Below are 14,540 nucleotides of genomic sequence, written 5' to 3'. Positions count from 1 at the left end.
TAACGGTCAAAGCTGCTGTTGCGTCAAATAGACGCTGAAGGCGTTTTTGCTGCGGCAGCCGTTTTTTTCTCGCGAAACAACATAAAAAATAGCATAGATGCCGTGACATACAGTGCTCCAGTTATGCTGAACGTGATGGCGTATCCCCAGTAGTAGCCATAAGTAGCAATGAGATGAGAATGAATGGGTCCCATCGTAGCCCATCCAAGCATAAAAGCGGTCTGCATACAGGAGTTGGCTAGGCTTTGCTTTTTTGCAGAAACCCGGTCGATCAAAATAGCCGATTGCAGCGGATTGGCCGCATTCATAAGCGCTTGTCTGAATAGAAAGCTTATAGAAGCGACGAGCAACAGGTTTGTAAAACCCGTTAATAGCAGGAATGGCAGCGATAAGGTTTGGAAAATAACAATCGCTTTCACTTGTCCAACTCGATTGGCAAGCGACGGGCCAATGAGCATAGAGATGATGGTCATGACTTGACCTAATGAAAGCAATAAGCTCATCGCACTAAGCGATATCGAGAACCGATTGGTGAAATACAAATTCAAATAAGGAACAACAAGGCCCGATCCGATACCAATCAAAAGCTGTATGGAGGCGAACTTAATAATAAATGACATTTCTTTATTAGGGTGAGCTGTTTGGTTCGAAGCAGGCTGCTCGTTAGTTGCTTCAACACTTTCCTTCTGGCTGCGCGCAGATTCCCTAATGGCTTGCAAAGGTAGAAATGCTGCAATTGTCGCTATACTGCCTGCAAGTAAAACGATTTTGAAAGAGAGCAGCTTACTTAGTCCTGCCGCCTGCATAATATCTGCAATGACGCCTCCGCCAAGGCTGCCGCCGACCTGAGAAGCGAGAACAAATGCTGAAAAAATACTGAAAATGCGCAGTCGATCTGCTTTAGCTACGTTTGTGGCAAGAAAGGGAATGGCAAGCACCTGAAAGATGGCAGCAAATAAGCCGGTCAGAACGGCCATTGTAAGTAAGCTGCTTTCTGTTTCAAATAATGAGCGTCCAGCGAGTACCACACCGCTGCAAAGAGCGCCAATGACGAGCAAGCGCTTGCGGCTGGCGCGATCGCCGAATAAGCCAATGGGAATGAAACATAACGCGGTTGCGAGTGATTGCATACTGACAATTTTTCCGCTCATGGCATCGGGGTAACCGAGCTCGTGAATGTACAAATTGTAGAGTACCGAGAACATGCCCGTACCGATTTGATATAACATGTTTGCTAGAAAAAATAAACGAATATTGCGGGACCAGCCCTGCCACTCTGTGGCGGTAGATTGAATGAATTTCACGTAGATGCCTCCTGATGCTATACCAAACTACATTACTCCTCTGGCAACAGTAAATCAATCGGAAATTATTATGTAGAGAAAAAAATTGAAATTGTAATTTTATATATGGTATTGGAGTATTGCTAGTAATTCCCTGCTCCTTTCAATCATGATATGCTTAACTTGCAAATTCATAAAATGAGGAGAGATGTTGATATGCAAACATTTATTATGCTCGGATGTATTCTCATGGTGCTCGCGGTCGCAATTGGAGCTTTCGGCGCACATGCACTGAAAAGCAAGATCACACCGGACAAGCTGAAGGTTTATGAGGTCGGCGTACAGTATCACATCGCACATGCATTAGGTTTAATTCTGATTGGACTGCTCGCGGGTCAGTATCCGGGTGCTCAAATGATCATTACGGGCGGTTGGTTTTTGGTAGCGGGAATTATATTGTTCTCGGGAAGCCTATATGTACTTAGTGTTGCTAAAGCTCGGTTTCTTGGTCCAATTACACCGCTAGGCGGGCTTTCTTTTATGATTGGTTGGGTGCTTGTCGCTGTAGGTGTTCTTTAGGGAAATTGTTGAGCTTTTAATATTTAATATCTATCTTCTATGACCATTGTAAAGAATTTATTTATGTTTACATGAAATAGTGATGGAAAAGTATGAAGATTTTGAAAATATAGATGCAACTCTATTAGTTTAAGACATAATTAACCAAAAATTATATTGATCTCCGAAAAATAAAATAGTAAAATGATTTCGATAGATGTAAATGTTTGCTAATAAGTTTGCAAATTTGTCCAAATTAAATATTGGCAAAACCATCGAAAGGTGGTGACGCAAAGCTATAGGGACTACTTCTTTCAAAGAAATGTCAGCCAGTTGCGAATTAATATGCAGAAGGTATACCTATGGTTATTTTTAGGTATGCCTTTTTGATTGTAAAAAATAGAGAGAAAAATGAATGGTGGAGAGTGGTACAGCATGAATAGGAAAGACCAGCCTAATATTAAAAGTTTATTTCCAAGTGAAGACGGCAACATAACGCAACGAAATTACATGTTAGATTTAATTGAACAGATTGTAAGTGGTGTTGATGAATTAAAGGATCCGGAATCGGTATTTCTTAAAGGAGAAAAAGAACGTGGTCCTCATTTCTATAAAGAACTAGCGGAGGCAAGCAGAATTCCCGCAATGGGAAATCCATTAGAAGAAGTCAATAAAGAACTCTTAAAATTGCTTCATGCTCATCCTTATCATACAAAATACTTTTTAACAAATATTTTGCCTATGGCTAGTATTCCAGGTGTACTTGGCATGATTGCAGCATTTATGGTTAATGGCAATAATTTATGGGATGTGTATGGTCCGGCGGCTGCGGAAGCTGAAGTTAAAGTCGTGGCGATGATGTCAGATCTCGTGGGCTATAATCCTTCTGAAAGCGGCGGATATACGACATGGGGCGGCCAAGGAGCTATATTCACTGGTTTAAGGCTGGCAATAAATAAAGCCTGTCCGACTGCAGCTCAAAACGGGGTTCCACAAAATTTATATGCCTTTTGTTCGGAGGCGGCCCATTACAGCCTTTATAAATCAGTTGAGGCTACAGGTCTAGGGAGCAAACATTTAATTAAGATTAGAACAAACGAAGATTCATCAATGGATGTAAATGATTTGAAAGAAAAGATGGAAAACGTCATTATGCACGGAGGCATCCCAATATACGTCGTTGCTACTACGGGTACGACTGATGCAATGGGTATTGATAACATAGATGACATTTATAAAATGACAGAGCTGCTCTCGCAGAAGCATAACATTCAAAGACCGCATATTCATGCCGACTCAGCTTTAGGTGGCTTTTTTGCATTTTATAATGATTACGATTTTGAAGGAAACCCTTTAAGCATTGAGAGTGATACGCTTGTTGCTCTAAAGTTGATTCAAGAGAGAATGCAGCATCTCATGAAAGCAGACTCGCTTTGTTTCGATTTTCAAAAGCTGGGACAGACGCCTTATTCAACGAGCTTATTTTTAGCAAAAAATGCTGCTGATTTAAAGCTTCTTGATTTGGACCCAGATGAGACTCCTTATGTTGGACACCGTGGATATGGACAATATCACACCAGCTATACTCTTGAATGCTCAAGAATGGGAAGTTCCATCAGTATTTATAGCGCGCTATTAGCGTTTGGAATAGAAGGCTATCAAAAGCTGCTTGCCCAATTTGTTGAGGTGAATGTCACATTCAGAAAGACCTTGCAAAGAGAAATACCTGAAGCCGTTATTGTAAATCATCTAAACCCTGGTATTGTTACACTCTTTAGACTTTATGAGGATAAACAAAATGGTTATGAAAAAGAATATGCCGGCTCCATGAGCTATGCTGAAGTAGAAGAGATTAATAAATTAAATGAGCTATTGTTTGAGATTCTTGGAAGAGACCGCGGAGAAATGTTCTTTGGCGATACCAAAAAACATCTTTATGTCCCAACCTTGGATAACAAAAGAATAGCATTGTATGCGAGTAAATTATTTGTTATTTCGCCGCATACACAAGTAACCGATGTTGATAAAATCGTCGCTTATCTAAAAGCAAAAATCAATGAAACCTATGTGGAATATATGCGAATTAGTAAAAAGGAGTATACTCATGAAGAAATCTATACTTAGTTTTAATTGGTACAAAGAACATCTCTCTGTGAAAATCGCTCTCAGTATTCTCTTATTGCAAGTGATAACCTGTGCAGCCTTTGCAGTATCCAGCTATATGACCCAGCAGAATTTATCTGAGAAACTATTGGAACAATTCGATAAACGTCTTATAACCGATATACAAATTGCAAGCAATACATTATCTGCAATCCCTGGTTCAGAAAAGCAATTGCAAACGACAGACGATCCTAACTATGCAATTATTAAGAAAGAACTCGAAAAATTACAAGACGTACATAGCTTAGAAAATATTTTTATATTATCAAATAGTCAGAATAACGAGCGAATTCTTGTACTATCAGGAGTACCAGATGATTTTAACACTCCTTACCCATTTACAGATGAAATGAAACAAGCCATCGATTCAAAAAAAACTGTAATCAGCCCTATTTACAAAGATGAGTATGGAACGCATAAATCTATATTTGTCCCACTCTCAGATGAGTCTGGTCAAGCCTATGGTATTCTTGGGATAGATTTAGATGCTTCAGTTGTCCCAAAAACAACATCAAGCTCTAATTTAACAACGATTATTATTTCTCTCATCGTACTTGTGGTGGGTAGTTTAATTGCAATTGTTATAAGTAAAGTTATTACGAATCCGCTCCGCAAATTAATGGTAGCAGCCAACAAAATTGCTGCGGGCGATATGAAAACGACATTTGCTATTAATAGCAAGGATGAAATCGGGAAATTATCGATATCATTTAGCTTAATGATTAATAGTCTTAGTCAACTAATTCAACAAGTCATTGCTTCATCTAATCTTATATCCGATACAAGCCAGCACCTAAAACAGTCAGTAAATGAATCAACGAACAGCGCGCAGCAAGTTGCGGAATCAACGAACCGAATGACAGAAGGCATTAACGAAATTGTGCAAAGCGTCACTCACAGCCATACAAATATTAATCATATCGATGTCGAGATTAAAGATGTCTCAAGCGGTATGAAGGAGATTCAGGTCATTGCTACAGACGTTCATATCCAATCCGAGCAAGGACAGGATTTAGTAGGACGTACTCTCGAACAAATGACTGTCATCAAACAAGCTATGCAGCAATCCCAAGAGGCTGCTATAACATTAGGACAACGATCCAATGAAATAAATGAAATCATTACTATTATTTCAGAAATATCCAATCAAACGAATTTGTTAGCTTTAAATGCTTCCATAGAAGCGGCTCGTGCAGGAGAGGTTGGCAGAGGTTTTGCTGTTGTAGCCGGTGAGGTGAAGAAACTTGCAGCACAATCTGCTGAAGCGGCGCTTTCTGTAGCAGAGCTTGTTTCCAGTACTCAAACAAATAGTTTATTAGTAATGAAATGTATTGAGGAAGGCAGCAAGGCTGTTGAACAAGGGCATTCGTGGATTCAAGGAACTTATGATAACTTCAAAGGAATTTATGGAGGGGTTTCAGAGTTTACCGAGCATACAAGCCATATGTTCAGTGCTTTAGACAAGGTCGATGAATCCTTTATGAAAATAACAGATTCTATGCAGCAAATCTCTGGAATTACACAAGAACAGGCTGCAGGGACGGAAGAGGTTGCTGCGGCTGCGCAGCAGCAAAGCGCTTCTATGCAGGAAATATCAGCAGTTATTGTTCAACTTTCGACTCTTTCTGTTGATCTAAATGAATCGGTTAAACAGTACAAATTATAAAATAGAAATAACGGTATACAGGAAGCGGGTTGGGGATCATTTATCTCCAGCCCGCTTTCATTATACCGGTGGCAGCCATCATTAACCTTTGTGAGTGATGCATGATGACTAATTGCGAGAAGCAAGATAGGGAATTAATCCGTTTGCGATCACTTGATGACCTCGATCATTGGGATGGATAGGCAGAGTACCGCTTAATGCATCTTCTAATCTGCCATTACGGTAGCCATAGATTAGCGAGGCTTGTTTTCCTTCAAACCATCTATGAGCGGGAGCGATTTGTGCATGATAGCTTTGGGCAACCTCTATCGTCGTGTAATTTAATTGGTCGATAGCAGCAGCTGCTAGAGAACTATTCGGAAACGGATTATATTGCGTGCAGCAAATAATACGGGCGTTACTCACGCTTTTTATATGAGCGAGAATGGCTCGTAAATTTTGCCTGTAGGGAGTTAAGATCGGTTTTATAGCTATTTGCTGTTGGTTCTTAATCGAAGACAAAGCAGCGTTTGCTAAATCTACCCCTCCAATCCAAACAGAAACAACATCGGATTTGCTGATAGCAGCCGAACCCTTCCAGATGACTGCGTTTAATAGATCATGACTGGTCCAGCCCGGACGAGCTAATACATATCCAGTTGCTCTGCGGGAACGGGAGCGTGAATTTAAAGCGGCAACGGCTAGTTGGGGATATGCTTTTGCGAGTGAGGAGGCATTCTCCCCATAGGTAATAGAATCTCCAAGAGCTGTATAGAGCATAACGATATCACCCACCCTATTCTTAATTATATAGAAAATGCAAATAGGCTAGTAAAGGTTTGACACTGACAATCAACAGTCGTTTATTCTTCTATTTCACTAGTGCATCTCTATAGTTATAGTATTGCAATGCTATGCTGTTTGCGTGGACATTTGTTCAGCAGCATGCAAATTGGATAAATTCATTAATAATTATTGACTTCATTTCAAATGATTTGTACGCTGTGCTGAGGTGCAAAGTCTATCAACATAGGAGTCGACAGAATGAAGCTTATAGAGGGTAACCGAATAATTAATCGTAAAAGCTTTCTGAAGTATCCATCATTTTATCGCAAAATGATTGTTTTTACGTTATTATCATCAATCATTCCTATCATTATCCTTGGGATCACCAGCTATATTTTAACTTCCAAAACGGCTAAAGATAATGCCAGCCAAGACATTACTCAGGTCTTAAGCTACGCTTCAGAGACCATCGATAATGGGCTTGAAAGAKTAGAGAATAACTTAATTCAGCTGGAGATGAGCTCGTTCTTCACTTCAGACTTGAAGGAAATGAAACGTACCAATTATTCCGGCTTTTATTCGAGTATCTATCAGAACATGTTGGCTTTTATGAACGGAAACCCACTTGTTAAGGATATTTCGCTATATACATTGGACGAGAATTACTTAATTTCGTCTACTTATGGTGGCAAAAAAATGGAGTCGGCAGTGGAACGGGAAAAGTATGAGAAGCTGCTGGAAAACAATCAGCAATTAGTTTGGCAGGCTGGTTATTTTCAAGGCGGTCAAGTGTACGATTCTGGTATTACCTTAACGAGTACAATTCCTTTACATACAAAAGATCCGATCGGTATTATTCAAGTCATTATTGATAATAAAGCGTTTGAATCTCTAACTGCAAAATTTGTGAAATACAAGAACCAGCATATGTTTGTAATCGATGAAGGCGGCCAGCTCGTATTCCATATGAATGGATCTGAAGTGCCTAAAGATTTGTTTGAGTTGATAACGGTTGCACATGAGGGCAAGCAAGAGTTTTTATATCAATGGCAGGGCCGGGAGTACTTAGTTACTTCTATGGTATCTCCAATCAAGAAGCTGCTGTTTGTGGATATGATTCCAACAGCGGAGCTTTACAGCAGCGCAAGGAAGATTGCGGGTATAACGATTGGCATCGTGCTTGTTGTTCTTGCTGCGGGAATTGCGCTCGCGATGATCGGCACGAAAAGGGTATATAGTCCGATTCGGAAGCTAGTCTCTCATATTAGTGATAATCAACAAGCGGATATGGGGACAGACGAATTTAATTATGTACAGCAGCGGTGGAAGGAAATTAACAGTAAGGCGAGTCAGCTGGAAGGCCAAATCAATCAGCAGTTTCCACTTATTCGGGAGTTGTTTGCTTTAAGGCTATTGGAAGGGCAATTTAGTCATGAACGACGTGAACATTTGCATGAGCTTCTGCGCAGATACGCTATCCCAGAGACACAATGCGCAGCTGTCTTTATTATTTCATATGATCACCTATCGGACGCAGGCAAGTTTCAAGAGTCGGATAAAGATTTAATTTTGTTTATTATAAAAAATATGACGACAGAATTGCTGGAGCAACAGCAGCTAGAAGGCTTGGTCATTAATGGATTAAATGATCAAGTTGTGGTTTGGTTGTGGACAGAAAATGAAGAAATGAATGCATGGTCAAACCATCTGAAGTCTGGCATTGAAAAAATACGACAGCAGATCACTCATTTTCTGCAATCTCCAGCAACGATTGGGTTAAGTCGTGCAGCCTCGCAGGTAGAGGAGCTGCCCGATTTATATCGTGAGGCGCAGCTTGCTATTTATTCGAGGATGATTAATGGCGGCAATCAGATTATTGAGAGCAAAGGGCTTGCGGTTTCAATGATGTATCGTTATCCAGCGGAGATCGAGAACCATCTTATCGATTCATTGCAGGTTGGTGATCTCGCTGAAACAAAGCGTTTGCTTAATGCTTTTTCCGATAAAGTGCAATCTGCTGTGCATAATCCCGAGCTTATTAGGATGTCGTACGATCAATTGCTGTCTACGACTTTACGAACCGTCTATTTAATGAACATGAGTCCAGAGCAGCTGTTTGGAAGAACCGCTAGTGAGCTCAATTTCGATATGAGATCATGTGCAACGATTCATTCCATTAATGAGTGGCTGATAGATCGTATATTTGAACCCATCATGATGTCCGTGAGCGGCAAGCGGAATCAAGAGTATGAGCAGCTTATTGAAAAAGTTACAGACTATATTGCGGCAAATTATAATCTTGATATTTCTCTGGATCAGTGCGCACAGATTTGCAATCTGACTCCTCAATATTTAAGCAAGCTGTTTAAGCGAACGATGGACATCTCCTTTATTGAGTACCTCACACAAGTTCGTGTAGAGAAGGCTAAGGAGCTGCTGGAAGCAACAGATTTGATGGTGAATGAAATAGCAGAGCAGGTAGGCTACAACCCTAAAAATTTCATTCGTGTATTTAAGAAGCAGGTTGGATTGCCTCCGGGACAATATCGAGAAATGCATCGCAAGTAAATTGCCCTACAAAATCGAATAGGCTTATTTCAAAAAGGCTTTGCTAAGAGTGAGAGAATTGTAACCTCTCCATCTTGCAAGCCTTTTTTTGATTTTATGGGGTGCGAATTTATAATCTGGCAGGGGTTAAAGAGATTAATTAATGAGACTCGAAGCAGCCACAAACCCAGCTGCAGCAAGGGATTCTCAATTATTGCTCAGTCGTTCTGAGCGAATAAGAATTGGTCATTGCCCAGCGGAAGCTTCGGCTTGTAAGATGCAGACATGAAACCATATGAGCAGCCAAGTTTAAACAAAATTGTTGGAGGTGGTGAAACCCTTGCCGCAATCTAATCCTGAATTAGCGAACGCAAGTTTATCACAAGGACATGAACCTAAGTGGCAAAAAACGAGAGATTCAAAATGGTCTCAATTTAAAGTCATTTTAGGCCGAGAAAAATATTTGTACGTATTAGCGCTTCCGGGTATTCTCTTCTTTCTTATTTTCAAGTACTTGCCCATATGGGGGCTGGCGTTAGCCTTTAAAAACTATTCCCCATACTTAGGCTTCTGGCAAAGCGAGTGGGTCGGATTCAAATATTTTAATGAGTTTTTCTCGAATCCAGACTTCCTGCTTTTATTTAGAAATACGATGGCGATTAGCTTGCTGAACATCGTTTTCTTTTTCCCAATTCCCATTGTTCTCGCTATTCTCATTAATGAGGTTCACAATCGGGCTTTTAAGAAAACGATTCAAACGATTATTTATTTACCGCACTTTTTGTCTTGGGTCATTATTGCAGGGATTTGCTTTATAATCCTCGGACAAAGCGATGGTATTATTAACAAGATTATTGTCGAATTAGGCGGCAAGCCGATCGGTTTCTTGACGGAGCCGAATTACTTCTGGGGTTTGTTGACTGCACAGAGCATTTGGAAAGAAGCAGGCTGGGGCACAATTATTTTCCTCGCTGCCATTGCGGGTATTAATCAAGACTTGTATGAGGCGGCGCAAATTGATGGTGCAAACCGTTGGAAGCAAATCGTGAATGTTACGCTGCCGTGCATTAAGAGCACAATTATTGTATTGCTCATTTTGCGGCTTGGACAAGTAATGGAGGTAGGGTTTGAACAAATTTACTTGATGATGAGTTCTCCCGTTTCACATGTGGCTGATGTATTTGATACGTATGTATACCGAACAGGCATTCAAAACGGTCGTTTCAGTTATGCGACGGTCGTGGGCATATTTAAATCGGTGGTTGGTCTTATCCTTGTCGTTACAGCCAATCGTTTAGCTAAAAAATTCGGTGAGGAGGGTCTTTACTAATGCATAAGTCCCTCGGTTATAAAGTAACAAACGGCATTATTTATACGGCGCTTGGTCTAATTGGACTCATCACGCTGCTGCCTTTTCTATATGTCATTGTTGTTTCCTTTACAGATCCCTCGGAGTATTTGAGAAAGTCGTTAATTATAATTCCAGAGAAGTGGAGCCTTTCCTCCTATAAGTACATTTTATCGACTCCAATGTTTATGCGTTCATTGGGGGTCAGCGGCTTCTTGGCTGTTGTGGGTTCGGCAATCGGTATTATCGTTACAAGCGCTTTGGCTTATGCCTTGTCGCGGAGACGATTTTTCGGTAAAAAGTTTTTCCTCGTTGCGATTCTAATGACGATGCTGTTCAACCCGGGTATGATTCCAAACTTCCTTTTGGTTGAAAGCTTGGGACTTATTGATACCGTGTGGGCGTTGATTTTACCGGCTATTACGAGCGCTTGGTACGTATTTTTGATGAGAAATTTCTATCAGGAATTGCCGGAGGAGCTGGAGGAAGCAGCGAAGATCGATGGATGCAATGATATTGGGGTTTTCTTTCGAATTATGTTTCCTATCTCAATGCCAGCAGTCGCTGCGTTTGGGTTATTCTTTGCAGTAGGCTTCTGGAATACGTACTTCAACGGCGTATTGTACATTAACTCGGATGAACTTCGTCCGATGCAGGTTGTGCTGCAGATGATGCTGATTCAAGCTTCAACCAATATAGCTGATCCATCCGTAGCGGCAATGCTGCAGAGTGAGCAAATGCTCCCTCCAGAGACGATCAAGATGGCGGCGGTAGTCGTTGCGTCTCTGCCTATCATTATGGTTTATCCGTTCCTGCAGAAGTATTTTGTAAAAGGTATGCTGGTTGGTTCCGTAAAGGGTTAACGGACAAACGACCATTATATAGGGGTTTACTACAAATAAGGGAGGGTTTTAAAAATGAAAAAAAGTAGCTTTGGCATAACGCTTTTGACGCTCGTTCTTACGACAAGTTTAATTGGCTGTTCGAATGGTGGCGAAGCTAAATCGGCCGGCAATAAAGAGGGTAAACAAAAGCCGGTTGATATTAATATCGGCACGATGACTTATGGTGAATCTCCAAGCAGTGATCTCGAAAGTGTCCAGCAGCTCAATGAAAAACTAAACGTAAAGCTGAGCATCGATTTTTATCCGATTAATAGCTATAAAGAGAAGCTGAATGCTCTGCTTGCTTCAAAAAGCTTGCCTGATGTCATTCTTATTGAGGATATCAATGATCCTGCATTCTCAACCGCAATTGAGCAGGGTGCATTCTGGGATTTGACTCCGTTCTTGCAGGATTATCCGAACCTAGCAGGTTATCCGGAGAATGCCATTGAGAACATTAAGTTCAAGGGCAAATCCTACGGTATTCCGCGTGTCCGCCCATTGGATGGACATGAATCTCTCATTATTCGTCAAGATTGGCTTGATAAAGTGGGATTGAAAGCACCAACGACGATGGATGAGCTCTACAAAGTGTTAGAAGCTTTTACAAAAAATGATCCGGACGGCAACGGTAAAAACGATACCTTTGGTATGGTGCAAGCGAGTGTCAGTCCTTATATGATGACGATGTTTGGCGCAGGCACAGCGTGGAAGGAAACGGCTGAAGGCGGTCTTGAGCCATATTGGCTGACAGCTGAAGCAAGAGAAGCGCTTGAATTCTGGAGCAAGGCGTATGGCGATGGTCTTATTACGCCGGACTTGCCAGTAATGAAGCCAAGCCAAGTAAAAGAAATGATGATTCAAGGCAAAGCGGGCATCTCCTTCGGCAATATTAACGAAGCGTTTATTTTCGGACAAGAGCTGCAAAAAATGAAGCCTGAAGCAGAATTGAAGGCGTATGAAATTCCAGCTGCCACAGACGGCAAAAAGTACAATGAACAAGCATATGGCTACTATGGATTGTTCCTAGTCAGCAAAAAGGTAAGCGAAGACAAGCTGAAGAAAATCCTTGAGGTTTATAACGAAACGGCGACTGAAGAAGGCTACAATCTCGTTACCTATGGTATTAAAGACAAGGATTATACCGTATCGGAAGATGGTTCAATCGTTCAAACCGATGAAGGCAAGAAAAAAGCTTATGGTACAGCGACGACTGCGCAATGGATTTCCGGTTATTTCAACAAATATCAACGTGCTGAAGGACCTGGCATGCCAGCAGAAGTTAGAAATTACAACCGCCAGCTGGTAGATACCATCTCAGCATCCTCAATTAAGAATCCTGCTGCAGGGCTGCCAACGACTGAAGTGTGGATGGAAAAAGGCGGCGATTGGCAGAAGAAGTTTGTTGATATGTACACAAACGTTGTCATCCGCAAAGCAAGCATGGAGGACTGGGACAAGTTTATTAGCGGGCTTAAAGCCGACGCCAGCTTCCAGCAGCATCTGAAAGAAACAAGTGATTCTTACAAAGCGTTAGCAAGCAAGTAAGTAAATAAGCCCGGTAAGTTCGAATAGGTCAGTCGAGTTTACCGGGCTTATCTTTTTTATTAGATCATGTAGGGGGAATATGAAGTGGAAAAGTTAAATGGAGCCTTGCAGCTGGAAACGAGATGTATCAGTTCATTAATCAAAGTATTTGCCGATGAAGAACTGCATGCAGCTGCGGCAACTAGAGGCTCGGCACTGCTTGGTGAATCCTATTCGTTCCAGGTTGCATATCGGGCAGATGTACTTATGCGGCAGCTGCAGGTTCGGGTGGAATCCGAGCTTGAGCAAGCATTAACCGTACGAACGGTAGAGCTGGTACCCGCCAATATGGTGAGCTATCACGATGCGGATGAATATGTGCTGAGAAGCACGCCCGGCTTGTATCCAGATGCGTTAATCCCATTTGATGCAAACCGCGGTTTAACCGGTTATCCCAGTCAATGGCGTTCTCTATGGATAACTGTCGAGGTGCCGATGGATGCGAAAGCAGGTTTATTTGATATTCGTATTTATCTCATCAATGATAGCGGCGAGCAAGTAGGCGAGGAAACATTTACGCTGGAGGTAATTGCGGCAGCACTGCCGGAGCAGTCGCTTATCCATACCGAATGGTTCCATGTTGACTGCTTGGCTACCTACTATAAGACGGACGTATTTAGCGAGTACCATTGGCATTTGATTGAGCAATACATCCAAACCGCTGTGAAACATGGAATGAATATGATTTTGACCCCTTTGTTTACCCCTCCGTTAGACACGGAAATTGGGGGAGACCGCCCAACCGTGCAGCTCGTTCAAGTTGAACGCGTGGGGAATGATTACCGATTTACTTTTGAAAAATTAAAGCGCTGGATTGCACTATGTGACCGCAGCGGCGTGAAATATTTTGAGTTCTCTCATCTCTTTACGCAATGGGGTGCCAAGCATGCACCGAAGGTAGTCGCCACAGTTGATGGTCAGGAGAAGCAGCTGTTTGGCTGGGATACGGATTCCAAGGATTCGGAGTACACCGAATTTCTTGCGTTATTTTTGCATGAGTTAGTGTCATTTATAAAAGAAAACGGTTTAGAGAAGCGGGTTTATTTCCATCTGTCGGATGAGCCAAACCTTGCGGACATGGGCACCTATCGCGCAGCGAGTGAGCTTATTGGACCGATTTTGGAAGGATTTCCGATCATTGATGCACTCTCAGAGTATGAATTTTATGAAAGTGGTCTAATTAAGCACCCCATTCCAGCTAGCAATGCGATTCAGCCATTTCTTGAACACGGGGTAGAGGGATTATGGTCGTATTATTGCTGCGCCCAATACAAGCTTGTGTCTAATCGCTTTCTCCATATGCCGTCTTCGCGCAATCGTGTATTAGGCATGCAGCTGTACAAGCTGAAGCTTGCAGGTTTCTTGCATTGGGGCTACAACTTCTGGTATGCGCAGTTCTCGAAGTATCCGATTAATCCGTTTCAAGTGACGGATGCAGGCGGCGGTTTTCCAGCGGGGGATGCATTTCTTGTATATCCAGGTGCTGAAGGGCCGATTGAGTCTATCAGGCTGGAGGTGCTTACAGAAGCGCTGCAGGATCTGCGAGCTCTTGAGCTTCTAGAGCGCAGTACCTCACGAGAAGCGGTTATTGCTTTGCTCGAAGATGGCTTAACGCAGGAACTATCCTTTGAAGCATATCCGCGTGAGACGGAATGGTATATCCGCAAGCGTGAGGAAATTAACCGTCTAATTGGCGAGCATGCAAATTCGAAGTAGACATGGCAAGTTAAATACACCAA

10 protein-coding genes and 1 riboswitch are annotated in these 14,540 nt (G+C 41.9%); of the genes, 8 read left to right on the top strand and 2 right to left on the bottom strand.

All coding sequences use genetic code 11. The features are described from left to right. Window positions 1-23: 23 nt before the first annotated feature. Window positions 24-1,304 (bottom strand): MFS transporter, encoded by a 1,281-nt coding sequence (locus tag AB4Z17_RS01505; protein WP_441957708.1) that lies wholly within the window; start codon window positions 1,302-1,304, stop codon window positions 24-26. A 195-nt stretch (window positions 1,305-1,499) separates the two neighbouring features. Between AB4Z17_RS01505 and AB4Z17_RS01500 the strand changes: the two genes are divergently transcribed. The 3 genes from AB4Z17_RS01500 (at window position 1,500) to AB4Z17_RS01490 (ending at window position 5,670) form a co-directional block, all read left to right on the top strand. Continuing rightward, window positions 1,500-1,862, top strand: coding sequence for a DUF423 domain-containing protein (locus AB4Z17_RS01500; protein ID WP_441957706.1), 363 nt, complete (start codon window positions 1,500-1,502; stop codon window positions 1,860-1,862). A gap of 234 nt (window positions 1,863-2,096) precedes the next feature. Continuing rightward, a riboswitch (cyclic di-GMP riboswitch) is annotated at window positions 2,097-2,182 on the top strand. A gap of 94 nt (window positions 2,183-2,276) precedes the next feature. Next, window positions 2,277-3,965 carry a pyridoxal phosphate-dependent decarboxylase family protein gene (locus AB4Z17_RS01495; RefSeq protein ID WP_441957704.1) on the top strand — a complete coding sequence of 563 codons (1,689 nt, stop codon included), beginning with the start codon at window positions 2,277-2,279 and terminating at the stop codon, window positions 3,963-3,965. Further along, window positions 3,946-5,670, top strand: a complete 1,725-nt coding sequence (locus AB4Z17_RS01490) for a methyl-accepting chemotaxis protein (RefSeq protein ID WP_441912510.1) — start codon at window positions 3,946-3,948, stop codon at window positions 5,668-5,670. Before AB4Z17_RS01495 ends, AB4Z17_RS01490 begins: the two co-directional genes overlap by 20 nt. Window positions 5,671-5,778: 108 nt before the next feature. On the opposite strand, the gene AB4Z17_RS01485 is transcribed toward AB4Z17_RS01490, so the two are convergent. Next, window positions 5,779-6,429: a GDSL-type esterase/lipase family protein gene (locus AB4Z17_RS01485; RefSeq protein WP_441957702.1), complete on the bottom strand. Its 651-nt coding sequence runs from the start codon at window positions 6,427-6,429 to the stop codon at window positions 5,779-5,781. Between the two features lie 264 nt (window positions 6,430-6,693). On the opposite strand from AB4Z17_RS01485, the gene AB4Z17_RS01480 reads away from it, so the two are divergent. From AB4Z17_RS01480 to AB4Z17_RS01460, 5 genes are all read left to right on the top strand, one after another. Beyond that, window positions 6,694-9,003 (top strand): helix-turn-helix domain-containing protein, encoded by a 2,310-nt coding sequence (locus tag AB4Z17_RS01480; protein WP_441957700.1) that lies wholly within the window; start codon window positions 6,694-6,696, stop codon window positions 9,001-9,003. Window positions 9,004-9,322: 319 nt separating this feature from the next. Continuing rightward, window positions 9,323-10,312 (top strand): ABC transporter permease, encoded by a 990-nt coding sequence (locus tag AB4Z17_RS01475; RefSeq protein WP_339206122.1) that lies wholly within the window; start codon window positions 9,323-9,325, stop codon window positions 10,310-10,312. Beyond that, the gene (locus tag AB4Z17_RS01470; RefSeq protein ID WP_076270687.1) at window positions 10,312-11,193 is read left to right on the top strand and encodes a carbohydrate ABC transporter permease; all 882 of its coding nucleotides are present in this window, start codon (window positions 10,312-10,314) and stop codon (window positions 11,191-11,193) included. The genes AB4Z17_RS01475 and AB4Z17_RS01470 overlap by 1 nt, the downstream gene beginning before the upstream one ends. A 54-nt stretch (window positions 11,194-11,247) precedes the next feature. Next, window positions 11,248-12,762 carry an extracellular solute-binding protein gene (locus AB4Z17_RS01465; RefSeq protein ID WP_441957698.1) on the top strand — a complete coding sequence of 505 codons (1,515 nt, stop codon included), beginning with the start codon at window positions 11,248-11,250 and terminating at the stop codon, window positions 12,760-12,762. 84 nt (window positions 12,763-12,846) lie between these two features. Then, window positions 12,847-14,517 (top strand): DUF4091 domain-containing protein, encoded by a 1,671-nt coding sequence (locus AB4Z17_RS01460; protein WP_441957696.1) that lies wholly within the window; start codon window positions 12,847-12,849, stop codon window positions 14,515-14,517. Window positions 14,518-14,540: the final 23 nt, after the last annotated feature.

Origin of the sequence: Paenibacillus sp. TAF43_2, assembly GCF_052113545.1 — a bacterium.
In the GTDB taxonomy this organism is placed as follows: Bacteria; Bacillota; Bacilli; order Paenibacillales; family Paenibacillaceae; genus Pristimantibacillus.
Note: the sequence above shows the minus strand (reverse complement) of the source record. Positions and strands in the feature narration are given on the sequence as shown.

Coding starts and splice junctions, on each gene's coding strand:
- AB4Z17_RS01485 (WP_441957702.1), bottom strand. CDS start 6,429: ATGCTCTATACAGCTCTTGGAGATTCTATTACCTATGGGGAGAATGCC.
- AB4Z17_RS01495 (WP_441957704.1), top strand. CDS start 2,277: ATGAATAGGAAAGACCAGCCTAATATTAAAAGTTTATTTCCAAGTGAA.
- AB4Z17_RS01470 (WP_076270687.1), top strand. CDS start 10,312: ATGCATAAGTCCCTCGGTTATAAAGTAACAAACGGCATTATTTATACG.
- AB4Z17_RS01490 (WP_441912510.1), top strand. CDS start 3,946: ATGAAGAAATCTATACTTAGTTTTAATTGGTACAAAGAACATCTCTCT.
- AB4Z17_RS01465 (WP_441957698.1), top strand. CDS start 11,248: ATGAAAAAAAGTAGCTTTGGCATAACGCTTTTGACGCTCGTTCTTACG.
- AB4Z17_RS01500 (WP_441957706.1), top strand. CDS start 1,500: ATGCAAACATTTATTATGCTCGGATGTATTCTCATGGTGCTCGCGGTC.